The 23724-nt window shown below is 72.6% G+C and carries 20 protein-coding genes and 1 pseudogene; 15 read left to right on the top strand and 6 right to left on the bottom strand.

Annotated elements, in window-relative coordinates; translation table 11 throughout:
• The first annotated feature begins 229 nt into the window (after positions 1 to 229).
• The 6 genes from ACFYXM_RS17930 to ACFYXM_RS17905 all read left to right on the top strand — a co-directional run bounded on the left by ACFYXM_RS17930 (position 230) and on the right by ACFYXM_RS17905 (position 6742).
• A complete protein-coding gene (locus ACFYXM_RS17930; RefSeq protein WP_014157387.1) occupies positions 230 to 553 on the top strand; it encodes an integration host factor in 324 nt (107 codons plus the stop codon).
• A gap of 38 nt (positions 554 to 591) precedes the next feature.
• The gene (gene gmk, locus ACFYXM_RS17925; RefSeq protein ID WP_389290320.1) at positions 592 to 1218 is read left to right on the top strand and encodes a guanylate kinase; all 627 of its coding nucleotides are present in this window, start codon (positions 592 to 594) and stop codon (positions 1216 to 1218) included.
• Between the two features lie 155 nt (positions 1219 to 1373).
• The gene (gene rpoZ, locus ACFYXM_RS17920) at positions 1374 to 1646 is read left to right on the top strand and encodes a DNA-directed RNA polymerase subunit omega (RefSeq protein ID WP_030610454.1); all 273 of its coding nucleotides are present in this window, start codon (positions 1374 to 1376) and stop codon (positions 1644 to 1646) included.
• A 133-nt stretch (positions 1647 to 1779) separates the two neighbouring features.
• On the top strand, positions 1780 to 2982 hold the full coding sequence (coaBC, locus tag ACFYXM_RS17915) for a bifunctional phosphopantothenoylcysteine decarboxylase/phosphopantothenate--cysteine ligase CoaBC (RefSeq protein WP_389290318.1): 1203 nt from the start codon (positions 1780 to 1782) through the stop codon (positions 2980 to 2982).
• Between the two features lie 244 nt (positions 2983 to 3226).
• Complete coding sequence (gene metK, locus ACFYXM_RS17910; protein ID WP_389290317.1) at positions 3227 to 4450, top strand: methionine adenosyltransferase; 1224 nt, start codon at positions 3227 to 3229, stop codon at positions 4448 to 4450.
• A 147-nt stretch (positions 4451 to 4597) separates the two neighbouring features.
• The gene (locus tag ACFYXM_RS17905) at positions 4598 to 6742 is read left to right on the top strand and encodes a primosomal protein N' (protein WP_389290315.1); all 2145 of its coding nucleotides are present in this window, start codon (positions 4598 to 4600) and stop codon (positions 6740 to 6742) included.
• Between the two features lie 180 nt (positions 6743 to 6922).
• Here the strand turns inward: ACFYXM_RS17905 and ACFYXM_RS17900 are convergent, their stop codons facing one another.
• Positions 6923 to 7471, bottom strand: coding sequence for a hypothetical protein (locus tag ACFYXM_RS17900; RefSeq protein ID WP_389290313.1), 549 nt, complete (start codon positions 7469 to 7471; stop codon positions 6923 to 6925).
• Between the two features lie 282 nt (positions 7472 to 7753).
• On the opposite strand from ACFYXM_RS17900, the gene fmt reads away from it, so the two are divergent.
• The 4 genes from fmt (at position 7754) to ACFYXM_RS17880 (ending at position 12283) form a co-directional block, all read left to right on the top strand.
• The gene (gene fmt / locus ACFYXM_RS17895) at positions 7754 to 8686 is read left to right on the top strand and encodes a methionyl-tRNA formyltransferase (protein ID WP_389290312.1); all 933 of its coding nucleotides are present in this window, start codon (positions 7754 to 7756) and stop codon (positions 8684 to 8686) included.
• Between the two features lie 98 nt (positions 8687 to 8784).
• Positions 8785 to 10218, top strand: a complete 1434-nt coding sequence (locus tag ACFYXM_RS17890) for an RsmB/NOP family class I SAM-dependent RNA methyltransferase (RefSeq protein WP_389290311.1) — start codon at positions 8785 to 8787, stop codon at positions 10216 to 10218.
• A 202-nt stretch (positions 10219 to 10420) separates the two neighbouring features.
• On the top strand, positions 10421 to 11104 hold the full coding sequence (gene rpe, locus ACFYXM_RS17885; RefSeq protein ID WP_389290309.1) for a ribulose-phosphate 3-epimerase: 684 nt from the start codon (positions 10421 to 10423) through the stop codon (positions 11102 to 11104).
• A gap of 162 nt (positions 11105 to 11266) precedes the next feature.
• Positions 11267 to 12283 (top strand): sugar-binding transcriptional regulator, encoded by a 1017-nt coding sequence (locus tag ACFYXM_RS17880; protein ID WP_073787572.1) that lies wholly within the window; start codon positions 11267 to 11269, stop codon positions 12281 to 12283.
• 180 nt (positions 12284 to 12463) lie between these two features.
• Here the strand turns inward: ACFYXM_RS17880 and ACFYXM_RS17875 are convergent, their stop codons facing one another.
• Positions 12464 to 13486: a terpene cyclase gene (locus ACFYXM_RS17875; RefSeq protein ID WP_389290307.1), complete on the bottom strand. Its 1023-nt coding sequence runs from the start codon at positions 13484 to 13486 to the stop codon at positions 12464 to 12466.
• Between the two features lie 329 nt (positions 13487 to 13815).
• Between ACFYXM_RS17875 and ACFYXM_RS17870 the strand changes: the two genes are divergently transcribed.
• From ACFYXM_RS17870 to ACFYXM_RS17850, 5 genes are all read left to right on the top strand, one after another.
• Complete coding sequence (locus tag ACFYXM_RS17870; RefSeq protein WP_389290306.1) at positions 13816 to 15282, top strand: GuaB1 family IMP dehydrogenase-related protein; 1467 nt, start codon at positions 13816 to 13818, stop codon at positions 15280 to 15282.
• Between the two features lie 273 nt (positions 15283 to 15555).
• Positions 15556 to 17013, top strand: coding sequence for an aldehyde dehydrogenase family protein (locus ACFYXM_RS17865; RefSeq protein ID WP_389290304.1), 1458 nt, complete (start codon positions 15556 to 15558; stop codon positions 17011 to 17013).
• Positions 17014 to 17150: 137 nt separating this feature from the next.
• Entirely contained in the window at positions 17151 to 17606 is a 456-nt protein-coding gene (locus tag ACFYXM_RS17860; protein ID WP_389290303.1) for an Lrp/AsnC family transcriptional regulator, read from the top strand.
• A 225-nt stretch (positions 17607 to 17831) separates the two neighbouring features.
• Positions 17832 to 18629, top strand: coding sequence for a carbon-nitrogen hydrolase family protein (locus ACFYXM_RS17855; RefSeq protein WP_389290302.1), 798 nt, complete (start codon positions 17832 to 17834; stop codon positions 18627 to 18629).
• A gap of 74 nt (positions 18630 to 18703) precedes the next feature.
• Positions 18704 to 20425, top strand: coding sequence for a flavin monoamine oxidase family protein (locus ACFYXM_RS17850; RefSeq protein WP_389290300.1), 1722 nt, complete (start codon positions 18704 to 18706; stop codon positions 20423 to 20425).
• A 46-nt stretch (positions 20426 to 20471) separates the two neighbouring features.
• Here the strand turns inward: ACFYXM_RS17850 and ACFYXM_RS17845 are convergent, their stop codons facing one another.
• The 4 genes and pseudogenes from ACFYXM_RS17845 to ACFYXM_RS17830 all read right to left on the bottom strand — a co-directional run.
• Positions 20472 to 21320, bottom strand: coding sequence for a fumarylacetoacetate hydrolase family protein (locus tag ACFYXM_RS17845; RefSeq protein ID WP_389290298.1), 849 nt, complete (start codon positions 21318 to 21320; stop codon positions 20472 to 20474).
• Between the two features lie 49 nt (positions 21321 to 21369).
• Positions 21370 to 22395, bottom strand: coding sequence for a hydroxyacid dehydrogenase (locus ACFYXM_RS17840; protein WP_389290296.1), 1026 nt, complete (start codon positions 22393 to 22395; stop codon positions 21370 to 21372).
• Positions 22379 to 23425 carry a dihydrodipicolinate synthase family protein gene (locus ACFYXM_RS17835; protein ID WP_389290536.1) on the bottom strand — a complete coding sequence of 349 codons (1047 nt, stop codon included), beginning with the start codon at positions 23423 to 23425 and terminating at the stop codon, positions 22379 to 22381. Before ACFYXM_RS17835 ends, ACFYXM_RS17840 begins: the two co-directional genes overlap by 17 nt.
• Before the next feature lie 35 nt (positions 23426 to 23460).
• Positions 23461 to 23724: pseudogene (locus ACFYXM_RS17830) on the bottom strand (epimerase); the annotation flags it as partial.

Below are 23724 nucleotides of genomic sequence, written 5' to 3'. Positions count from 1 at the left end.
CTGTGTTGAGTGAATTCTGAACGAAAAACTCGGATGTTATGCCCGAAATGTCCTGGTCGGCAGAGGCTGACCAGGACTTTTCGTTGGTTCTCGCTGACTCGGGCCGCCCGGGCCGCTAGTCTCCGTCGAGAGCCGATGTGCACGAGTGGCGCGTCGCTCGCCTGGTGTGGGGCGCACAGCTTCCTCACCGGTCCGTATCCGACAGATCGACATCCGAGGTGACGTAGGCGTGGCTCTTCCGCCCCTTACCCCTGAACAGCGCGCAGCCGCGCTCGAAAAGGCCGCCGCGGCTCGCCGGGAGCGGGCCGAGGTCAAGAATCGACTCAAGCACTCCGGCGCCTCCCTCCACGAGGTCATCAAGCAGGGCCAGGAGAACGACGTCATCGGGAAGATGAAGGTCTCCGCCCTCCTGGAGTCCCTGCCCGGCGTGGGCAAGGTCCGCGCCAAGCAGATCATGGAGCGGCTCGGCATCTCCGAGAGCCGCCGGGTCCGGGGTCTCGGCTCCAACCAGATCGCATCCCTGGAGCGCGAGTTCGGCGGCAGCGCCGCCTGACGTTCTCGGGCACCCCCGAGAACCTGGATAATCGCTCCATGGCTGCAACATCCCGGGGGACGTCCCCCGTACCCCCGGACGTACGTCCGCGGCTGACCGTGCTCTCCGGCCCCTCCGGGGTCGGCAAGAGCACGGTCGTCGCCCATATGCGCAAGGCCCACCCCGAGGTGTGGCTCTCGGTGTCGGCGACGACCCGCAAGCCGCGCCCGGGCGAGCAGGACGGCGTCCACTACTTCTTCGTGGACAACGACGAGTTCGACAAGCTGATCGCCAACGGCGAGCTGCTGGAGTGGGCCGAGTTCGCCGGCAACCGCTACGGCACGCCGCGCCGGGCCGTGCTCGAACGCCTGGAGGCCGGTGAGCCGGTGCTGCTGGAGATCGACCTCCAGGGTGCCCGGCTGGTCCGGCAGTCCATGCCGGACGCCCGGCTCGTCTTCCTGGCCCCGCCGAGCTGGGAGGAGCTGGTCCGCCGGCTCACCGGCCGCGGGACCGAGTCGGCCGAGGTGGTCGAGCGTCGGCTCGCCGCCGCCAAGGTTGAGCTGGCCGCCGAGTCCGAGTTCGATACGACGCTGGTCAACACCTCCGTCCAGGACGTGGCACGCGAGCTGCTAGCCTTGATGCTGGAGGCTTCCGGCCGCAGCGACGGCACGGACGGCACCGACTGAACCACCCGGGCATGTGCGGTGTACGCGGGCATGTGTGACAGCACGTGCGGGGTACGCGGCATGTGTGACGGACGGACACGTCGGTACCGTCACCAGCGCGGAGCCTCACGCCGTCAAAGGTTTCTTTGATCCTCACCCCCTTCGGAAGGCAGAGAGTGTCCTCTTCCATCACCACGCCCGAGGGCATCATCAACCCGCCGATTGATGAGCTCCTCGAGGCCACCGACTCGAAGTACAGCCTCGTGATCTACGCCGCCAAGCGCGCGCGCCAGATCAACGCGTACTACTCGCAGCTCGGCGAGGGCCTCCTGGAGTACGTCGGTCCGCTCGTCGACACCCACGTGCACGAGAAGCCGCTCTCGATCGCGCTCCGCGAGATCAACGCGGGCCTGCTCACCTCCGAGGCCGTCGAGGGCCCCGCGCAGTAGGCAGGAATCGCACCTCCACCACAGGCCCGGCGGCCACGACCGCCGGGCCTGTGGTGCGTCCGGGGGCGACGGCGCCGCACCTGGCGAGGTGCGGCAGCATGGGGGAGTCCGAATACGAGTGCGGGGAGACGCAGTGGACAAGCCGAAGGTCGTTCTTGGGGTCAGCGGGGGCATCGCCGCGTACAAGGCGTGCGAGCTCCTGCGCCGTTTGACCGAGTCCGGTCACGACGTACGGGTCGTCCCGACCGAGTCGGCGCTGCACTTCGTGGGCGCGGCCACCTGGTCGGCGCTCTCGGGCCACCCGGTCGCCACGGAGGTCTGGAACGACGTCCACGAGGTCCCGCACGTCCGGATCGGGCAGGGCGCCGACCTCGTCGTCGTCGCCCCCGCCACCGCGGACACGCTCGCCCGGGCCGCTCACGGCCTCGCCGACGACCTGCTCACCAACACGCTCCTCACCGCCCGCTGTCCGGTCGTCTTCGCACCCGCCATGCACACCGAGATGTGGGAGCACCCCGCCACCCGCGAGAACGTCGCCACGCTGCGCCGCCGCGGCGCCGTCGTCATCGAGCCCGCCGTCGGCCGGCTCACCGGCGTCGACACCGGCAAGGGCCGGCTGCCCGACCCCGGGGAGATCTTCGAGGTCTGCCGCCGGGTGCTGACCCGCGGCGCGGCCGAACCGGACCTTGCGGGCCGGCACGTCGTGATCAGCGCGGGCGGCACGCGCGAGCCGCTCGACCCGGTGCGCTACCTCGGCAACCGCTCCTCCGGCAAGCAGGGCTATGCCCTGGCGCGCACCGCGGTCGCCCGCGGCGCCCGGGTCACCCTGATCGAGGCCAACACCGGCCTGCCCGACCCGGCGGGCGCCGACGTCGTGAGCGTCGGCACCGCCGTCCAGCTGCGCGAGGCGGTGCTGAGGGCCGCCGCGGACGCCGACGTGGTCGTGATGGCCGCCGCGGTCGCCGACTTCCGCCCCGCCGCCTACGCGCCGGGCAAGATCAAGAAGAAGGACGGGCAGGAGCCGGAGCCCGTCGCGCTCGTTCGTAATCCGGACATCCTCGCCGAGGTCTCCGCCGGACGCGCCCGGCCGGAGCAGATCGTCGTCGGTTTCGCCGCCGAGACCGACGACGTCCTCGCCAACGGCCGCGAGAAGCTCCGCCGCAAGGGCTGCGATCTCCTCGTCGTCAACGAGGTCGGCGAGCGCAGGACCTTCGGGTCCGAGGACAACGAGGCGGTGGTGCTCGGCGCCGACGGCACCGAGACGCCGGTGCCCCACGGACCCAAGGAAGCCCTCGCCGACACGGTCTGGGACCTCGTGTCGCCGCGGTTGGGGTGAAGATCTCGTTCCAGGGTCCGGCACTCCGCGAAACCCCCGGAAAACCGGGCACGGGGGGCATGTCGGCGAGGCTGATTCCGTGCCCTGAGGGGCCCTTTCGGGGGCCTCGGGACTCCCAAGGAGCGAGACGCGCTGTCCGCCGGACGAAAGCGACCGATAAACTGTCCGCGGATCGTGCCGGGCGCAGCTCCCGGGCGGTCCGCCCAATGATCAGCCAGCAGCCGCTGCAACCCCAGGGAGCGATGTGTCCCGCCGTCTCTTCACCTCGGAGTCCGTCACCGAGGGCCACCCCGACAAGATCGCTGACCAGATCAGCGACACGATCCTCGACGCACTGCTCCGTGAGGACCCCACCTCGCGCGTCGCCGTCGAGACCCTGATCACCACCGGTCTGGTGCACGTTGCGGGTGAGGTCACGACCAAGGCCTACGCCGACATCCCGACCCTCGTGCGCAACAAGGTCCTGGAGATCGGCTACGACTCCTCCAAGAAGGGCTTCGACGGCGCCTCCTGCGGTGTCTCGGTCTCCATCGGCGCCCAGTCGCCCGACATCGCGCAGGGCGTCGACACGGCCTACGAGGCGCGGGTCGAGGGCTCCGCCGCGGGCCGCGAGGGCGACGACCTCGACAAGCAGGGCGCCGGCGACCAGGGCCTGATGTTCGGCTACGCGTGCGACGAGACGCCCGAGCTCATGCCGCTCCCGATCTACCTCGCGCACCGGCTCTCGCGCAGGCTCTCCGAGGTCCGCAAGAACGGGACCATCCCCTACCTGCGCCCCGACGGCAAGACCCAGGTCACCATCGAGTACGACGGCGACAAGGCGGTCCGCCTCGACACGGTCGTCGTCTCCTCGCAGCACGCCAGCGACATCGACCTCGACTCGCTGCTCGCGCCCGACATCCGCGAGTTCGTCGTCGAGCACGTGCTGGCGCAGCTCGTCGAGGACGGCATCAAGCTGGACACCGAGGGCTACCGGCTGCTGGTCAACCCGACCGGCCGCTTCGAGATCGGCGGCCCGATGGGCGACGCCGGTCTGACCGGCCGCAAGATCATCATCGACACGTACGGCGGCATGGCCCGCCACGGCGGCGGCGCCTTCTCCGGAAAGGACCCGTCCAAGGTCGACCGCTCGGCCGCCTACGCCATGCGCTGGGTCGCCAAGAACGTCGTCGCCGCCGGTCTCGCCGCCCGCTGCGAGGTGCAGGTCGCGTACGCGATCGGCAAGGCCGAGCCCGTCGGCCTCTTCGTCGAGACCTTCGGCACCGCCACGGTCGAGACCGAGAAGATCGAGCACGCCATCGGCGAGGTCTTCGACCTCCGTCCGGCCGCGATCATCCGCGACCTCAACCTGCTGCGTCCGATCTACGCGCAGACCGCCGCCTACGGCCACTTCGGCCGCGAGCTCCCCGACTTCACCTGGGAGCGCACGGACCGCGTGGAGGCGCTGCGCAAGGCGGCCGGTCTGTAACGACCCGGGGAACAGCCCTCAGCCGTACGCCGGGGCCCGGACACCGCACAGGGTGTCCGGGCCTCGGCGCGTGCTCCCGGCATTCTGCCCTCGGGGCGGGCTCCGACTCGGGAGGCGCTGTCCGCGGGGTCTGGTAGGAATGTGGCTGTGAGCAGCGACGACAAGCGATCCGGCGACCCCGGGCCCGGGGCCGGGGAGCAGCTCGCGCTGATCCGGGAGACGGTGCGCGAGGCGAAGGTGCCGCGGGCCAAGCCGCGGACCTGGCGCGGTGCCGCGCTCGCCGAGGAACTGCCCGTCGCCCGGGTCCTGGTCAACAAGGGTGCGCTCCATCTCGACCAGTACTTCGACTACGCCGTGCCCGAGGAGCTCGACGCCGACGCCCGGCCCGGGGTGCGGGTGCGCGTGCGGTTCGGCGCCGGTTCCCGCCACGTCCGCGGCGGACGGCGCGAGGGCGGGGGACTGATCGACGGCTTCCTCGTCGAGCGGCTCGCCGAATCCGACTACCCGGGGGCCCTCGCCGCGCTCGCCTACGTCGTGTCGCCCGAGCCGGTGCTGAGCCCGGAACTGCTCGCGCTCGCGCGCGCCGTCGCCGACCGGTACGCGGGCAGCCTCGCCGACGTGCTGCAACTGGCCGTGCCGCCCCGCAACGGCAGGGCCGAGTCCAGGCCCTCGCCCGCGCCCCTGCCCCCGCCGCCCCCGCCGCGGCCGGGCAGCTGGGAGCGGTACCCGCAGGGCCCCGCGTTCCTGCGGGCCCTGGCCGAGGGCGGCGCGCCCCGGGCCGTGTGGTCGGCGCTGCCCGGACCGCACTGGCCGCGCGAGATCGCCGGGGCCGTGGCCGCGACGCTCGCCTCCGGCCGGGGCGCCCTCGTCGTCGTACCGGACGGCCGGGCCGCGGGCCGGGTGGACGCGGCCCTCACCGAACTGCTTGGCGAGGGGCGCCATGCCCTGCTGACCGCCGACTCCGGGCCGGAGAAGCGCTACCGGGAGTGGCTGGCCGTGCGGCGCGGCTCGGTGCGGGCGGTGGTGGGGACGCGCGCCGCGATGTTCGCGCCGGTCGCGAACCTGGGCCTGGTGGCGGTCTGGGACGACGGGGACTCCAGCCACAGCGACGACAACGCCCCCTTCCCGCACGTGCGCGAGGTGCTCGAACTCAGGGCGGCGCATGAGCGGTGCGCGTTCCTGCTCGGTGCCACGAGCTGCACGGTGGAGGCCGCGCAGCTGGTGGAGAGCGGCTGGGCGCTGCCGCTGGCCGCGGACCGGGAACAGCTGCGGACCGCGGCGCCCCTGGTGCGCACCGTGGGCGACGGGGAACTGGCGGGGGACGGGGCCGCCCGGGCGGCCCGGCTCCCCAGCCTGGCCTGGCGGACCGTCCGTGACGGGCTGCGCGAGGGCCCCGTGCTGGTCCAGGTGCCGCGCCGGGGGTACGTGCCCCGGCTGGCCTGCGAGCGCTGCCGCGAACCGGCCCGGTGCCGGCACTGCGCGGGACCGCTCCAGGCACCGGACCAGCGGGATCTCGAATGCGCCTGGTGCGGACACGCCGAGACCGACTGGCACTGCGCCGCCTGCGGCTCCGTCCGGCTGCGGGCCCGGGTCGTCGGCGCGCGCCGGACCGCCGAGGAGCTCGGCCGGGCGTTCCCCGCCGTACCGGTCCGCACTTCGGGCCGCGACCACGTCCTGGAGTCGGTGCCGGACACGCCCGCGCTGGTCGTCAGCACCCCCGGCGCCGAACCCGTGGCCGAGGGCGGCTACGCGGCGGCGCTGCTGCTGGACGGGTGGGCGCTGGTCGGGCGACCCGATCTGCGGGCCGGCGAGGAGGCGTTGCGGCGCTGGACGGCCGCCGCCTCGCTGGTGCGGGGCCGGGCGGAGGGCGGCACGGTGGTGGTCGTCGCGGAGCCGACTCTGCGGCCCGTGCAGGCGCTGGTGCGGTGGGACCCGGTCGGGCACGCCCGCCGCGAGCTGGCGGAACGGGCGGAGCTGGGCTTTCCGCCGGTGTCGCGGATGGCGTCGGTGACCGGTTCGCCGGACGCGCTCGCCACCTTCTTCGCCGCCGCCGAGCTGCCGCCTCAGGCCGAGGTGCTCGGCCCGGTCCCGCTCCCGCGCACCGAACCGGGCAGGCCGCGCAGGCCCGGGGACGCACCGCCGGGGGAGTCCTGGGAGCGGGCGCTGGTGAGGGTTCCGCCGGGAAGCGGCACGGCCCTGGCGTCCGCGTTGAAGGCGGCGCAGGCGGCGCGGCTCTCCCGGGGGGGCGGCGACCAGGTCCGGATCCGGGTGGACCCGCCGGACATCGGCTGACGGCCCGGGGCCGGAGCGGGCCGGGCGCGGCCGTCGCCGCCCGCGCACCCGGGGGCGTGGCGGTCGGGCGCCGGGGCACGCGTGTGCCCGGCCCGTCCGCCACGGACGACGGGGCCCGGAGCACCGGGCATGCGGCTGCCCCGCCGTGCGTCGGGCGCGGCGGGGCAGTGGACGGGGTGGTCAGCCGTTGCGCGGGCCGGGGAAGACCCCGGGGCGCAGGTCCTCGCGCAGTGCCGGACGGTCCGCCGGGTGCTGCGGGGGCATGGAGCGTGCGGCGGGCACGGCCGGCAGGGGCGGGGTGCCGCCGGAGCCGGGTGCCATGGGCATCGGACGCGGCGCGGCGCCCTCCCCGGCCGGCTCGGCCGCTCCGGCCTGCCGGGCGTTGCGGCGTGCGCCGTAGCGGCGGTGGACCGCCTGCTTGGTGACCCCGAGCGCGGAGCCCACCGCGTCCCAGGAGAATCCCAGCGAGCGGTCGAAGTCCACCGCCGCGGTGACCAGGGTCTCTACGCTGTCGCGCAGTTCCTGGGCCAGCCTGACGGTGGGGGCCGGGGCCCTGCCGTAGACGACGAAGCCCGTGGACGGGCCGGAGCGGCGCGGTCGGTAGACGTTGCCCAGTTGGGCGGTGAGCGTGCGCAGCGCGTCCACCTGCCGCCGGACCCGCTCGATGTCCCGCACCAACAGATGCAGGCTGGCCCGCGCTTGGGCGTCGTGGGTTGCGTGGTCGGCCATGAAGAAGCCTCTCGAACCGGCGTTGAAAGGGATCGGGCCGCACGTGGCGGCTCGCTTCGGTCAATCTCTCTTGACCAACGCGACAGTCGGTGATCTGGTCACGTACGGGGGCGCGAGCGCATCCCCGAGGGGCGCGCGGTGACGCGTACGCCCCCCGCGTACCCGGCCCATAGACTTGGGGGCCGACCGGCGGACCGGAGCGGCGTCACCCCACCGTGCCGGTCGGCCCCCCCCGCGTCGCAGTTCACCGTACGTTCCGGCCCGAGAGGCAGTCAGCCACCCATGAAGCTCGTCTTCGCAGGCACCCCCGAGGTTGCCGTACCCGCCCTGGACGCCCTGATCGCCTCCGACCGGCACGAGGTGGCGGCCGTCGTCACCCGGCCCGACGCACCGGCCGGACGGGGCCGCCGGCTGGTCGCCAGCCCCGTCGCGGAGCGTGCCGAGGAGGCCGGGATCGAGGTGCTCAAGCCGGCCAGGCCGCGCGACGAGGACTTCCTGGCGCGGCTGCGGGAGATCGCCCCGGACTGCTGCCCGGTCGTCGCCTACGGGGCGCTGCTGCCCAGGACCGCGCTCGACGTGCCCGCCCACGGCTGGGTCAACCTCCACTTCTCGCTGCTGCCCGCCTGGCGCGGCGCGGCCCCCGTCCAGCACGCGGTCATGGCCGGGGACGAGGTGACCGGGGCGTCGACGTTCCTGATCGAGGAGGGGCTGGACTCCGGTCCGGTGTACGGCGTCCTCACCGAGGAGGTGCGTACCACCGACACCAGCGGCGACCTGCTCACCCGGCTGGCGTTCGCCGGGGCGGGGCTGCTCGTCGCGACCATGGACGGCATCGAGGACGGCACGCTGCACGCGGTGCCCCAGCCCGCGGACGGCGTGACCCTCGCCCCGAAGATCACCGCCGAGGACGCCCGGGTGCGGTGGTCCGAGCCCGCCCTGCGGGTCGACCGGGTGGTGCGCGGCTGCACCCCCGCTCCCGGCGCGTGGACGGTGTTCCGGGGCGAACGTCTGAAGCTGGTCCAGGTGACCCCGGTGACGGACCGCGCGGACCTGGCGCCCGGCGAGCTGTCGGCGGCGAAGAACAACGTGTACGTCGGCACCGGGTCGCACGCCGTCGAACTGCTCTGGGTCCAGCCGCAGGGCAAGAAGCCGATGCGGGCCGCGGACTGGGCCCGCGGGGTGCGGATCGCCCACGGCGAGCTGCTGGGGGCCTGAGCGCCCGTCGGGTGACGCCCCCGAGGGCCCCGGGGGCCGGGCACGGCGACGTAGGCTTGGGGGGTTCGTCCCCTCACCACCAGCGGAGCACCTTTCACGTGAACGACCAGCAGCGTCGCCGTCCTGCCAAGCCGCATCGCCGTCCGAAGAAGGACCCCGTCCGGTTCCTCGCCTTCGAGGCGCTCAGGGCGGTCGACGAACGCGACGCGTACGCCAACCTCGTCCTGCCCCCGCTGCTGAAGAAGGCCCGCGCCGCAGGTGACTTCGACAACCGGGACGCGGCGCTGGCGACCGAGCTGGTCTACGGGACGCTGCGCCGCCAGGGGACGTACGACGCGATCGTCGCGGCCTGCATCGACCGGCCGCTGCGCGAGGTCGACCCGCCGGTCCTCGACGTGCTCGACATGGGCGTGCACCAGCTGCTCGGCACCCGCATCCCCACCCACGCCGCGGTCTCCGCCAGTGTGGAACTGGCCCGGGTGGTGCTCGGCGAGGGGCGGGCCAAGTTCGTCAACGCCGTCCTGCGGAAGGTCGCCGCGGACGACCTCGACGGCTGGCTGGCGCGTGTCGCCCCGCCGTACGACGAGGACCCCGAGGACCACCTCGCGGTCGTGCACTCGCATCCCCGCTGGGTCGTCTCCGCCCTCTGGGACGCGCTGGGCGGCGGCCGGGCCGGGATCGAGAACCTCCTGGAGGCGGACAACGAACGGCCCGAGGTCACGCTCGTCGCCCGCCCCGGCCGGTCCACGACCGAGGAACTCCTCACCGCCCTCGGCGAGGAGAACGGCCTGCCCGGCCGTTGGTCGCCCTACGCCGTGCGGATGGCCGAGGGCGGCGAGCCGGGCGTCCTGGAGGCGGTGCGGGAGGGGCGCGCCGGGGTCCAGGACGAGGGCAGCCAGCTGGTGGCCGCGGCCCTCGCACACGCCCCGCTGGAGGGCCGTGACACCCGGTGGCTCGACGGCTGCGCGGGGCCGGGGGGCAAGGCCGCACTGCTCGGTGCGCTGGCCGCCGGACGCGGGGCCGCCCTGCTCGCCACCGAGAAGCAGCCGCACCGGGCCCGCCTGGTCGAGCGCGCGCTGGCCGGCAACCCCGGCCCGTACCAGGTGGTCACCGCCGACGGCACCCGCCCGCCGTGGCGTCCGGGCACCTTCGACCGGATCCTGATGGACGTGCCGTGCTCGGGACTGGGCGCGCTGCGCCGCCGCCCGGAGGCGCGCTGGCGGCGCCGTCCGGAGGACCTGGAGGGTTTCGCGCCGCTGCAACGCGGTCTGCTGCGCGAGGCGTTGGCGGCGGTACGGGTCGGCGGCGTCGTCGGCTACGCGACCTGCTCGCCGCATCTCGCGGAGACCCGGGTCGTCGTCGAGGACGTGCTCAGGGGGCGCGGCGGCAGGCCGGTCGAGGCGGAATGGATCGACGCCCGCCCGCTGATGCCGGGAGTGCCCGCGCTCGGGGACGGACCCGACGTCCAGCTGTGGCCGCATCTGCACGGCACGGACGCGATGTACCTGGCGCTGCTGCGGCGCACCGGCTGACGACGGAGCGGGCGGGGGAGCGCCGCGCGGTGTCCCGGCGGGCGGGCCGTCGTCCACGGGCCGCCCGGGGCCCGCGCACGACGGCCGAAACGTCCGGATCGGGCGGATGGCGCGGCCCGGACCCCGCGAACTGTAACGATCCCGTGAGGCTTTGGCCCGCGCAGGGGCGGGGAACCGGTGCGGAGCATGGCAGGCTTGGCACATGGCCCAGATCAACCCCAGCATCCTGTCCGCCGATTTCGCCCGTCTCGCCGAGGAGGCGAAGGCGGTCGAAGGCGCCGACTGGCTCCACGTCGACGTGATGGACAACCACTTCGTCCCCAACCTGACCCTCGGCGTGCCGATCGTGGAAGCGCTCAGCCGGGCCACGGGCACCCCGCTGGACTGCCATCTGATGATCGAGGACGCGGACCGCTGGGCGCCGCAGTACGTCGAGGCGGGAGCCGGATCCGTCACCTTCCACGCGGAGGCCGCCGCCGCCCCCGTGCGGCTGGCGCGGGAGATCCGGGCCAAGGGCGCCCGCGCCTCCATGGCGCTCAAGCCCGCGACGCCCATCGAGCCGTACGAGGACCTGCTCCCCGAGCTCGACATGCTGCTGATCATGACGGTGGAGCCGGGCTTCGGCGGCCAGGCGTTCCTGGACATCATGCTGCCGAAGATCCGCCGCACTCGTGAGCTGATCTCCAAGCACGGGCTCGAACTCTGGCTCCAGGTCGACGGTGGCGTCTCCGGGTCCACCATCGAGCAGTGCGCCGAGGCCGGTGCGGACGTCTTCGTCGCCGGCTCGGCGGTCTACGGGGCCGAGGACCCCGCCGAGGCGGTGCGCGCCCTGCGCGCCCAGGCCGACGCGGCCACCGCCTCGGCCGCCTGGGCCTGCCGCCACTGACCCGGAACCACGGCCGGAGCGCGCTCCGGCCCCGAACGGAAGTCGGCCCGGCCAAGGGCGGATGAACGCGGTCCGACGGGACCGATCAGGGATCGCCGGATCTGACAGGATGAACGGCGTATCGAGAGTGTGAACAGCAGTGAGGAGATCGCGGTGTCTGCAATGTCGGCGGGACGGTCCGCCCTGCGGATGGGGCCCGCGGAGCTGGTGCAGGCGGCGGCCATGGCCCGCCGCTTCTACCTCGAAGGAAAGTCGAAGATCCAGATCGCCGAGGAGTTCGGTGTCAGCCGCTTCAAGGTGGCCCGGGTCCTGGAGACGGCGCTCGAACGCGACCTCGTGCGCATCGAGATCCGTGTCCCCGCCGAGCTGGATGCCGAGCGTTCCGACGCGCTCCGGGCCCGTTACGGGCTGCGTCACGCGGTGGTCGTCGAATCGCCCGCGGAGGAGCCCGACGACGCACCCGACCCGGAGAACCTGGGGGAGGTCGCGGCCGATCTGCTCGGCGAACTGGTGACCGAGGGCGATGTGCTCGGTCTCGCCTGGGGCCGGTCCACGATCCACATGGCCGCCGCCCTCGACCGGCTGCCCCCGTGCACCGTCGTGCAGCTCACCGGCGTGTACGACGCGGGGACGGCCGAACGCGGCTCGGTCGAGGCGGTCCGCCGCGCCGCCCAGGTGGCGGGCGGCGAGGCCCACCCGATCTACGCGCCGATGCTGCTCCCCGATTCGGCCACGGCCGCCGCGCTGCGCCACCAGACGGGCATCGCCCGGGCCTTCGACTACTTCGACAAGGTGACGGTCGCCGCGGTGTCCATCGGCTCCTGGGAGCCGGGCATCTCCACCGTCCACGACATGCTCACGGACGAGGAGCGCGCCCATTACGCCTCGCTCGGTGTCGCCGCGGAGATGTCCGCGCACCTCTTCGACACGGAGGGGCGCCGGGTCGGCCGGGACCTGGGGGAGCGGTGCATCACGGTCGAGGCCGACCGGCTGCGCCGGATCCCGGAAGTGGTCGCGATCGCGGGCGGCCGGCGCAAGGCCGCCGCGATCGGGGCGGTGCTGCGGTCCGGTCTGGTCACCAGCCTGGTGACGGACACGGCGGCGGCCGAGTACCTGCTGACCGAGTCGGCGGCGCCGAGGCGCCCGGCACTGGAGCGGGCCGACCCGGACGGGGCCTGAACGGGGACGGGGCAGGAACGGTGCGGTCGCCCGGCCCGCGGTCGTCGGCCGCCGCACCCGCGCCGCGTCACGAACGGCGGCTTCCGTACGACGGTGGGAACGGTGTCCGTACCGCGTGAGACGTGAGAACGACGTCCGCCCGCGGACCGTCCGGACGGTCCGCGGGCGGAGTGCGAGGTGTCAGTCCCGGGCGACGCCCAGGACCGTCGCCTCCAGGTATTCATCCGGTTCCTCGTACTGGCCCACGTCCGCCGGGTTGTAGCGGGGGGTCTGGCGCGACCAGTCCAGATTGCCGCGCATCCAGCTCCGCATCCCGTCCAGGTACGGCAGGAGCATCCCGGACAGCTGCGGGTAGGAGCTCAGCAGCTCGGCCTCGGCGGCGAGGAACCGCCGGGTCTCCCTGTCGGTCTCGGCGCAGACGTGTTCCAGCGCCTCCCGCTTTCCGTATCCGCGGTGGTGCCGGACCAGATGGACGAGGTTGTGGATCTCGCCGAGGACCTGTTCCTTCTCGTACGAGTACACGTCGTTGGCCCAGCAGACGACGTTGCACGAGGCTTCCAGGGCGGTGATGAACCGGGAGTCGTTGTGGATCGACTCGGGGGCCTCGATCCCGGCGACGATCTCTATGAGATCCATGCACACGTGGATCGCGCCCGTGTGGCGCCGCTTGGCGATGTACGTCTCCTCGGACGGCACCACACCGTCCGCGCGGTTTCCGGCCTCCCAGGTGGTGGTCGTCATGAGGTACTCGGTCAGGTGCCAGCCGAACCGGGCGCGCCAGTGCGCGGCGGCTTCGGGGATCGTGCGTTCCCACAGGTCGACCAGGGCGACCACGGCGGCGGGAAGCTCCTCCTCCGGCACGGTCCCCGTGCCCTTGCCCTCGATCACGGACCTCATCACGGCCACCACGTCGCGCACCCGCTCCGGGCTGCGGCCCAGGTGGCCGTCGTCGAGCTGGTCGTCGACGAGGAACAGCCACACGAACCAGTCGGCGACGAGGTCGAGCCTCTCGGCGTCGGCGGTCGGATACACCATGCCGACGAAGGCTCCGAAGTCCGCCTGCTCGAAGCGTTCCCTGGCCGAATCCCGGTGCACCAGACCGGTGTTGTGGATCCAGGTGTCGAGATGGACCCGAGTGTGCGGGACGTGCGGATTGGTGCGCTGGGGGAACGGGCAGTAGATGTCCGGCAGTTCACTGTCCACGATGGGTCCTTGATCCTCTCCGGTCTTACCTCTGACGGAGGTTGTGACTCCTCCGCGTCCTCCTCCGGGCGTCGTGGTGACCCACGGGACCTGCGGGTTTTGAAGCTACCCGACCGCTTGCAGCCAGGTCCAGGGATGATGATCGTGAATGATTCCGAATGCCGCGGGGCATGATGCGAGGACGGCCGGGTGCGTGACGCGACCGAGGAGGGGGTCCGTTCGCCCGGGGCTCCCGCGCGTCCTCATTGGAGGAACGTACGAGCGCCGGGGCGTTTTGCTGTGCCTTCGCGAACGCGACCTGCGCCGTTTCGTATGAAAAAATGAGCATCATGCGTTTTCTTGAACCCGGCACCGGTCGCTACACGGAGTCCCCCTCGGTTCCGTACGACCTCACATACGACGACGTCTTCATGGTCCCGGGGCGTTCGGCGGTCGGTTCCCGCCAGGGAGTCGATCTCTCCTCGCCCGACGGCACCGGCACCACCATCCCGCTGGTCGTGGCGAACATGACGGCCATCGCGGGCCGCCGGATGGCCGAAACGGTCGCCCGCCGCGGCGGGCTCGTCGTCATCCCGCAGGACATCCCGATCGACGTGGTCACCGATGTCGTCTCCTGGGTGAAGAAGCGCCATCTGGTGCTGGACACGCCGATCGTGCTGACGCCCGGCCAGACGGTGGCCGACGCGCTGTTCCTGCTGCCGAAGCGCGCGCACGGCGCCGGCGTCGTCGTGGACGAGGACCACCGGCCCGTCGGTGTCGTCACCGACCACGACCTGGGCGGTGTCGACCGCTTCACCCAGCTCTCCGAGGTCATGTCCAGGGACCTGATGCTGCTCGACGCGGACATCGCGCCGCGCGACGCGTTCCACGAACTCGACGGTGCCCACCGCAAGTTGGCGCCCGCGGTCGACGCGGACGGCCGTCTCGTCGGCATCCTCACCCGCAAGGGCGCGCTGCGCGCCACGCTGTACACCCCGGCCACCGACGCCGCGGGCCGGCTGCGGATCGCCGCCGCGGTCGGGATCAACGGCGATGTCGCGGGCAGGGCCGAGCAGTTGCTCGACGCGGGCGTCGACACGCTCGTGGTGGACACCGCGCACGGCCACCAGGAGTCCATGATCGGCGCCATCCGCGCGGTCCGGGCGCTCGACCCGGGGGTGCCGGTCGTCGCGGGCAACGTCGTCGCCGCCGCAGGGGTGCGCGACCTCGTCGAGGCGGGCGCGGACATCGTCAAGGTCGGTGTCGGGCCGGGCGCCATGTGCACCACCCGGATGATGACGGGTGTGGGCCGTCCGCAGTTCTCCGCGGTCCTCGAATGCGCCGCCGAGGCGAAGAAGTACGGCAAGCACGTGTGGGCCGACGGCGGCGTCCGGCACCCGCGCGACGTCGCGATGGCACTCGCGGCGGGCGCGTCCAACGTCATGATCGGCTCGTGGTTCGCCGGTACGTACGAGTCGCCCGGCGACCTCCAGCAGTCCGCCGACGGGCGCTTCTACAAGGAGTCCTTCGGCATGGCGTCCGCGCGCGCCGTGAAGAACCGCACCTCGGACGAGTCGGCGTACGACCGGGCCCGCAAGGCGCTGTTCGAGGAGGGCATCTCCACCTCGCGGATGTTCCTCGACGCGGCCCGGCCCGGTGTGGAGGACCTGATCGACTCGATCGTCGCGGGCGTCCGTTCCTCCTGCACCTACGCCGGTGCGGCATCGCTGGAGGAGTTCACCGAGAGGGCGGTCGTCGGCGTGCAGAGCGCCGCCGGATACGCCGAGGGCAAGCCGCTGCACGCCAGCTGGAGTTGATCCGGCGACCGCCATGAAGCGGTTCACCGACGGGAGTCGGTCTCGCTCACGCCGCGGCGTGGCGCTGCCGGAGCCGATTCCCGTGCCCGTCACAACACCGTTGCCCCTCACGGCCGTTCGCGCCGTGAGGGGCAACCGCTTTCCCGCCCGGGGGCGGGGCACGGTTGTCCGATTACGGTGCCTGGGTGGCCTGAGCCACGGCCCAACTTCCTTGGAGCCTCAGTAGTATGAACGGCAATCAGTTGCCCGGCTCTCTCTGCGGTAAGGGATCTCATGTCCTTCTTCACTGACCTGGCCCATCAGTACATCGACGGAGAGTGGAGGCCGGGCAAGGGGTCCTGGGACATCATCGACTTCAACCCGTACAACGGGGAGAAGCTCGCCTCGATCACGGTCGCCACGGCCGACGAGGTGGACCAGGCGTACCGCTCGGCCGAGACCGCCCAGCACGCCTGGGCCGAGACCAACCCGTACGCCCGGCGGCAGGTGCTGGAGCGGGCGCTGCGCATCGTCGAGGAGCGCGAACAGGAGATCGGCGACGCGATCGTCGCGGAGCTCGGCGGCACCCGTCTGAAGGCGGCGTTCGAGCTGCATCTGGCCAAGGAGTTCCTGCGCGAGTCGATCCAGCTCGCGCTGCGGCCCGCCGGGCAGATCCTGCCCTCGCCGACCGAGGGCAAGGAGAACCGCGTCTACCGGGTGCCGGTCGGTGTCGTCGGCGTGATCAGCCCCTTCAACTTCCCGTTCCTGCTGTCGCTGAAGTCGGTCGCCCCCGCCCTGGCGCTCGGCAACGCCGTGGTGCTCAAGCCGCACCAGAACACCCCGGTCTGCGGCGGCACGCTGGTGGCGAAGGTGTTCGAGGACGCGGGGCTGCCGGCCGGGCTCCTCAACGTCGTGGTCACCGACATCGCCGAGATCGGCGACGCACTGCTGGAGCACCCCGTTCCGCAGGTCATCTCCTTCACCGGCTCGGACAAGGTGGGGCGGCACGTCGCCACGGTGTGCGCGGCCAACCTCAAGCGGGCCGTGCTGGAGCTCGGCGGGAACAGCGCGCTGATCGTCCTCGACGACGCCGACCTGGACTACGCCGTGGACGCGGCCGTCTTCAGCCGCTACGTGCACCAGGGTCAGGTCTGCATGGCCGCGAACCGCATCCTGGTCGACCGGGCGGTGGAGAAGGAGTTCACCGAGAAGTTCGTCGCCAAGGTCGCGTCGCTGCCGGTCGGCGACCCCGCGGCGCCGGACACCGTGATCGGCCCGCTGATCAACGCCACCCAGGCCGAGGCGATCACCTCGCTCGTCGACCAGGCGGTGGAGGACGGGGCCACCGCCCTGCTGCACGGCCGGGCCGAGGGCAACCTGGTGAGCCCGTCCGTGCTGACCGGCCTGCCCGCCGATGCCTCCGTCCTGTCCCAGGAGCTGTTCGGACCGGTCGCGCTCGTCGTGCCGTTCGACGGCGAGGACGAGGCGGTCCGGATCGCCAACGACACCCCGTACGGGCTCAGCGGCGCGGTGCACACCGGCAACATCGAGCGCGGCGTGCGCGTCGGGCAGCGCATCCACACCGGAATGATCCACATCAACGACGGCACGGTCCACGACGAGCCCATCGTCCCGTTCGGCGGCGAGAAGAGCTCCGGCCTCGGCCGGCTGAACGGCGACTCCATGGTCGAGGCGTTCACCACCCAGAAGTGGATCTCGGTGCAGTACGGCCGCTCGCGCTTCCCCTTCTGACGGGGTCGCGCCCGCGACGCGGTTCCCTTCCCCACCGCCCCGCCGGGTGCGCCCGGCGGGGCGGTGGCGTGTTCTACTTCGGAGGGCGGCCCGCGCCGCCCCCGAACCGGCCATCGCAGAGAAGTGAACCGCCCGACGTGCGCCTGAACGACCTCGACGAACGCATCGTCCACGCCCTCGCCGAAGACGCCCGGCGCTCCTACGCGGACATCGGCGCGCTCGTCGGTCTCTCCGCCCCCGCGGTGAAACGCCGCGTGGACCGGCTGCGCGCCGAAGGGGCGATCACCGGGTTCACGGTGCGGGTCGACCCGGCGGCGCTGGGATGGGAGACCGAGGGCTACATCGAGATCTACTGCAGCCGCAACACCTCCCCGGAGGGGATCAAGCAGGGGCTGGAGCGTTATCCGGAGGTCGCGTCGGCGTCCACGGTGACGGGCGAGGCCGACGCGCTGGTGCAGGTCTTCGCCGCGGACATGCGTCACTTCGAGCAGGTGCTGGAACGGATCGCGGGCGAGCCGTACGTGGAGCGGACCAAGTCCGTGCTGGTGCTGTCGCCGTTGCTGCGCCGGTACACGTCGGGGCCGCCGCAGTAGGCGCGGTGCGCCGGGACGACCGGACCGACCCCGCCCGGGCGGACCGGCCGAGACCTGCGTCACCCTTCTGACCTGCGACGACGTCCGGCGCAATGAATCGCCGCCGCGGGCCCGTGATGCGCAATGGATCGACGGTGGATGCGCAACGGTCGCGCCTTGTCCGCCCCGAGCGGCGGACCGTACCGTCGATACGTCCCGCCCCGCCCCCATCGCCCGAGGTCAGACATGCCGTCGCTGCGCACCGCCCTGCTCCAGAGCTCCGGACGCCCCGGGCACGTGGACACGAACCTCGCGGCGCTCGACGAGGCGGCGCGGCGGGCGGCGGACGCCGGGGCCCGGCTCATGGTCTGCCCCGAACTCTTCCTGACCGGGTACGCGATCGGTGCCGACGTGGCCCGGCTGGCCGAGCCGGCCGACGGGCCGTCCGCCGGGGCCGTCGCAAAGATCGCGGCCCGGCACGGGCTCGCGGTCCTGTACGGATGCCCGGAGCGCGACGGCGAGCGGATCTTCAACACCGCACGGCTCGTCGGCCCGGACGGGGCGGCGCTCGCGAACTACCGCAAGACCCATCTCTTCGGCGACTTCGAGCAGGAGTGGTTCACCCCGGGCGAGCACCCCGTCGTGCAGGCCGAACTGGACGGCGTCCGCGTCGGGATCCTGATCTGCTACGACGTCGAGTTCCCGGAGAACGTCCGCGCACACGCCCTCGCCGGCACCGAGCTGCTGCTGGTGCCCACCGCGCTCATGCACCCGTACCAGTTCGTGGCCGAATCGCTCGTCCCGGTACGGGCCTTCGAGAGCCAGATGTACGTGGCCTATGCCGACCGCACGGGCCCGGAGGGCGCGTTCGAGTTCGTCGGGCTGAGCTGTCTGGCCGGCCCCGACGGCACCGTCCGCGCCCGCGCCGGACGCGGCGAGGAACTGATCATTGGCGACGTCGACACCGCGCTCCTGGGCGCGTCGCGCGAGGCCAACCCGTATCTGCGCGACCGCCGCCCCGGCCTGTACGGCTCCCTCGCCTGAGCCCGGGCCCGCCACCCTTCCACCACACCGTCCCGTTCCACCGCTTTCGTTCCCGCGCAAGGAGTCCGTACCCCATGACGTCCACGGTGCCCAACGCCGCCCAGCACACCGAGGCGGCCGAGCCCATCACCATGTTCGGACCGGACTTCCCGTACGCGTACGACGACTATCTGGCGCATCCCGCGGGGCTCGGGCAGATCCCGGCGACCGGGCACGGCACCGAGGTCGCCGTCATCGGCGGCGGGCTGTCCGGCATCGTCGCCGCGTACGAGCTGATGAAGATGGGCCTGCGGCCCGTGGTGTACGAGGCCGACCGGATCGGCGGCCGGCTGCGCACCGTCGGCTTCGACACCTGCTCCGCCGCAGGTGAAGGAGGGGAACTCACCGCGGAGATGGGCGCGATGCGCTTCCCGCCCTCCTCCACCGCGCTCCAGCACTACATCGACCTGGTCGGCCTGGAGACCAGGCCGTTCCCCAACCCGCTCGCCCCGGCCACCCCGTCGACCGTCGTCGACCTCAAGGGCGAGTCGCACTACGCGCGGACCATCGACGACCTGCCGCAGGTGTACCGGGACGTGATGGACGCCTGGAACCGGTGCCTGGAGGAGGACGCCGACTTCTCGGACATGAACCGCGCGATGCGCGAACGCGACGTGCCGCGCGTCCGGGAGCTCTGGTCGAGGCTCGTCCGCCGGCTCGACAACCAGACCTTCTACGGCTTCCTCTGCGACTCCGACGCCTTCAGTTCGTTCAAGCACCGGGAGATCTTCGGCCAGGTCGGTTTCGGCACCGGAGGATGGGACACCGACTTCCCCAACTCCATCCTGGAGATCCTGCGCGTCGTCTACACCGAGGCGGACGACCACCACCGCTCCATCGTCGGCGGCAGCCAGCAACTCCCGCTGCGGCTCTGGGAACGCGAACCGCGCAAGATCGTCCACTGGCCGCTGGGCACCTCGCTGTCCTCGCTGCACGGCGGCGAACCGCGCCCCGCCGTCACCCGGCTGCACCGCACCGCCGGCAACCGGATCACCGTCACCGACGCCGCCGGCGACATCCGCACCTATCCCGCCGTGATCTTCACCGGACAGTCCTGGCTGCTGCTCTCGAAGATCGACTGCGACGACGCTCTCTTCCCGATCGACCACTGGACGGCGATGGAGCGCACCCACTACATGGAGTCGTCCAAGCTCTTCGTCCCCGTCGACCGGCCGTTCTGGCGGGACGAGGCCGTCGACGACAGGGGGGTGCCGACCGGGCGGGACCGCATGTCGATGACGCTCACCGACCGGATGACCCGGGGGACGTACCTCCTGGACGACGGCCCCGACCGGCCCGCCGTCATCTGCCTCTCGTACACCTGGTGCGACGACAGCCTGAAGTGGCTGCCGCTCTCCGCGAACGAGCGCATGGAGGTCATGCTGAAGTCGCTCGGCGAGATCTACCCGGACGTCGACATCAGGAAGCACATCATCGGCAACCCGGTGACCGTCTCGTGGGAGAACGAGCCGTACTTCATGGGCGCGTTCAAGGCCAACCTGCCGGGCCATTACCGGTACCAGCGGCGGCTGTTCACCCACTTCATGCAGGACCGGCTGCCCGCCGACCGGCGCGGCATCTTCCTCGCGGGCGACGACATCTCCTGGACGGCCGGATGGGCCGAGGGCGCCGTGCAGACCGCGCTCAACGCCGTCTGGGGTGTGATGACCCGGTTCGGCGGCGCGACCGACCCGACCAACCCCGGCCCCGGCGACGTCTTCGACGACATCGCGCCGGTCGAACTCCCGGAGGACTGAGGAGCGTTCGGACCCGGGCCGGGGTCCGCGCCGCCCCCGGCCCGGGTCAGGCGGGGCGGCAGACGCTGCGCTGGCGTCCCAGCCCCGAGATCTCGACCTCCATCACGTCGTCCGGCCCCAGGTACGGGAAGCGGCCGGACAACGCCACGCCCTGAGGGGTGCCGGTGTTGACGATGTCACCCGGTTCCAGCACCAGGTACTGCGACAGGTGGTGCACCAGGTGCGCCACACTGAAGATCATGTCCGCGGTGCTGGAGTCCTGCCGCGGCTCCCCGTTGACGAAGCTGCGCAGCCGCAGCCGCTGTGGGTCGCCGACCTCGTCGGCCGTCACCAGCACCGGGCCCAGCGGGTTGAACGTGGCGCAGCTCTTGCCCTTGGACCACTGACCGCCCGACTCCTCCAGCTGGAAGGCGCGTTCGGACACGTCGTTGCTGACGGCGTAGCCCGCGATGTGCGCGGCGGCGTCGGCGGGGGAGTCCAGGTACGAGGCGCGGCGGCCGATGACGACGGCCAGCTCCACCTCCCAGTCGGTCTTCTTCGAACCGCGCGGGATCAGCACGTCGTCGTACGGGCCGACGACCGTGTTCGGCGACTTGTAGAAGAGGATCGGCTGCTCGGGCGGCTCGCTGCCGGACTCCGCCGCGTGCGCCGCGTAGTTCTGGCCGATGCAGAGCAGCGCGGAGGGACGGGCCACGGGGGCGCCGATCCGCCGGCCGGTGATGTCGACCTCGGGGAGCGTGGGCTCGGCGGGGACCAGGTGCGGGTTGTCCGCGAGCGCGGCGAGGAACGCGCCGTCGATGTCGTCGGTGATGCCGGAGAGGTCGTAGTGACGGCCTTCGGGGCAGACGAGGACCGGGCGCTCGTGGCCGGGCTCGCCGATGCGCATCAGTCGCATGGGAGGAACTCTCTCAAGAGGTAGGGGTGTCGGGGGTTTCGCAGGGGGCTCAGTGCAGTCGGGCGAGGGCGTCGACGGTGACGGCGTGCGCCGGGGGGCGTCCGGCGAGCAGCCGCAGCACCTCGTCGACGGCACTCGCGCCGAGCCGCCGACGGCACTCGACGGTGCCCGCCGCCTGGTGCGGGGTGAGCAGGACGTTCGGCAGGGCGCGCAGCGGGTGGTCCACGGGCAGCGGCTCGGCGTCGAAGACGTCGATCGCCGCGTCCAGCCGGCCCGACGACAGCTCGGCCAGCAGCGCGTCCTCGTCGACCAGCCACGATCTGGCGGTGTTCACCAGACCCGCCCCGTCCGGCATCAGCGCCAGCTGCGCGGCGCCGATCATCCGGTGCGTCTCTTCGGTGACCGGCGCGTGCACGGCCACGATCCGGCTGCGCGACAGCAGCGTCTCCAGCGGGACGGACCGCACACCGAGCTCCTCGGCGTCCGCCTCGGACAGGAACGGGTCGGTGACGCTCACCCGCGCCCCCATCGCCCGGACCAGGGCGATGTAGGCGCGGCCGGTGCGAGAGGCGCCGATGACCCCGATGTCGCTGCCGTGGATCTCGTGGCGCGGCGGTGCCTCGCTCGCGGCCGCCCACTGCGCCCCGCCGCGCAGCGCGTGGTCGAAGCGGTGGACGCGGTGCAGCAGCGCGAGCGTGAACGCGAGCGCCACCTCGGCGACCGGGCGGGCCATCTCGTCCCCGGCCTGGGTGACCGAGATGCCCCGCCGGAACACGTCCTCGGTGACGTACGGGGCGACCGCCGAACCGGTGTGCGCCACCAGCTCCAGCCGGTCCGCCGAGGCCAGCAGTCCGGAGTCCACCTTCGGCGCGCCCCACGCGGTGATCAGCGCACGGGCGCCCGGCAGCGCGGCCGCGACCGCCGCGCGGTCCCGGTGGTCGTCCAGGACCGTCAGCTCCGCCGCCCGCTCCAGCTCCCGCCACACCTCCGCGGCGAAGAACTGCTCCCGCAGCGGGGGCGGCACGGCGACGACCACCCGGTCGCGGGCGGTCGCCGGGTCAGGAGAGCCAGTCATCGAGGTGCTCCGCGACGAAGGCGTCATCGGTCAGCCACGGATAGGCCGCGGCCACCCGGCTGATCTCCTCGGCCTGCCCGGGGGACAGCGTCTCGGCCGGGTCCAGGCAGCGGATGTTCGCCAACAGGCCCTGACGGTGCAGGACTTCGTGAACGCCGGCGATGCAGCCCCGGAACGCGCCGAGCACGTCGAAGACCGCGCTGTTGGCGTCGGTCAGCTCGGGGCGGCGGGCCAGGCAGCGCACCATCGCCTCGTGGTCCCCGCCGCGCGCCCTGCGCACGTCGTCGAGGAGCGCCACGGCGGAACCGGTCCACACCGCCCACTGCCCGAGCAGCCCGCCCGCGAACCAGCGCCGGGTGCCGTGCGCCGTCTCGTACGGGGTGAGCAGGTCGCCGATGATGTCGTCGTCGTTGCCGGTGTACAGCGCCACCTCGTCGGCGCGGTCGGCGGCTGCCACGGCCCGCACGACATCGGCCGAGCGGTACCGGTCGAACGGGGCGATCTTCACCGCGACCGTGTTCGGCAGATCGGTGAAGGCGGACCAGAACCCCGGCGACAGATACCGCCCGCCGACGGCGTCCTGGAGGTAGAAGCCGATCACTGGCAGCACCTCGCCGACGGCGCGGGCCCGGTCCAGCAGCCCCTTCTCGTCAGCCCCGGGCACGGCCGGGCTGAGCAGCACCGCGTCGTAGCCGAGTTCGGCGGCGGTCTCGGCCTCGGCGACGGCCTGCGTCGTGTACCCGCAGGCCCCGGCGACCTTGACGAACGGGCGGCCGGCCTCGGCGTCGATCGTCTCGGCGGCGAGTTCCAGGACCGGCCGGAACAGACCGACCTCCGGTTCACGGATCTCGAACTGGGTGGTGTGCACGGCGACGGCGACCCCGCCCGCGCCCGAGGCGAGGTAGTAGCGGGTCAGTGCCCGCTGCCGGCGCTCGTCGAACGAGCCGTCGGCGTGCAGGGCCAGCGGGTGGGCGGGGATCACCGCGCCGTGGGCGAGCGCCTCCAGGGCGGGTGAGGGCCGGGTGGGTATGGACTGGGCGGGGGGAGTGGGGGACATGGGGTGGATCAGAACCTTCCGTCGCGGACCTGGAATTTGGTGGGCTTGCCGGAGAGTGGCAGCCCGCGGCGCAGCCAGTCGGCCTGCCACTCGACGAGGGTGCGCAGGGTGACGTCCGGGTAGCCGAACAGGGCGTGGCAGTGGCTTGCGTCGGAGAGCAGTGCGGTGGGTGCTTCTTCGCCTGCCAGTACCGGTTCCTTGTCGAACTCTTTGCCGAGCCATTGGGCCAGGCGCCGTACGGACGCGGTTTCGGGGCCGGTGAGGTTGAGTGT

The sequence above is a fragment of the Streptomyces sp. NPDC002476 genome (assembly GCF_042889785.1).
In the GTDB taxonomy this organism is placed as follows: Bacteria; Actinomycetota; Actinomycetes; order Streptomycetales; family Streptomycetaceae; genus Streptomyces.
Note: the sequence above shows the minus strand (reverse complement) of the source record. Positions and strands in the feature narration are given on the sequence as shown.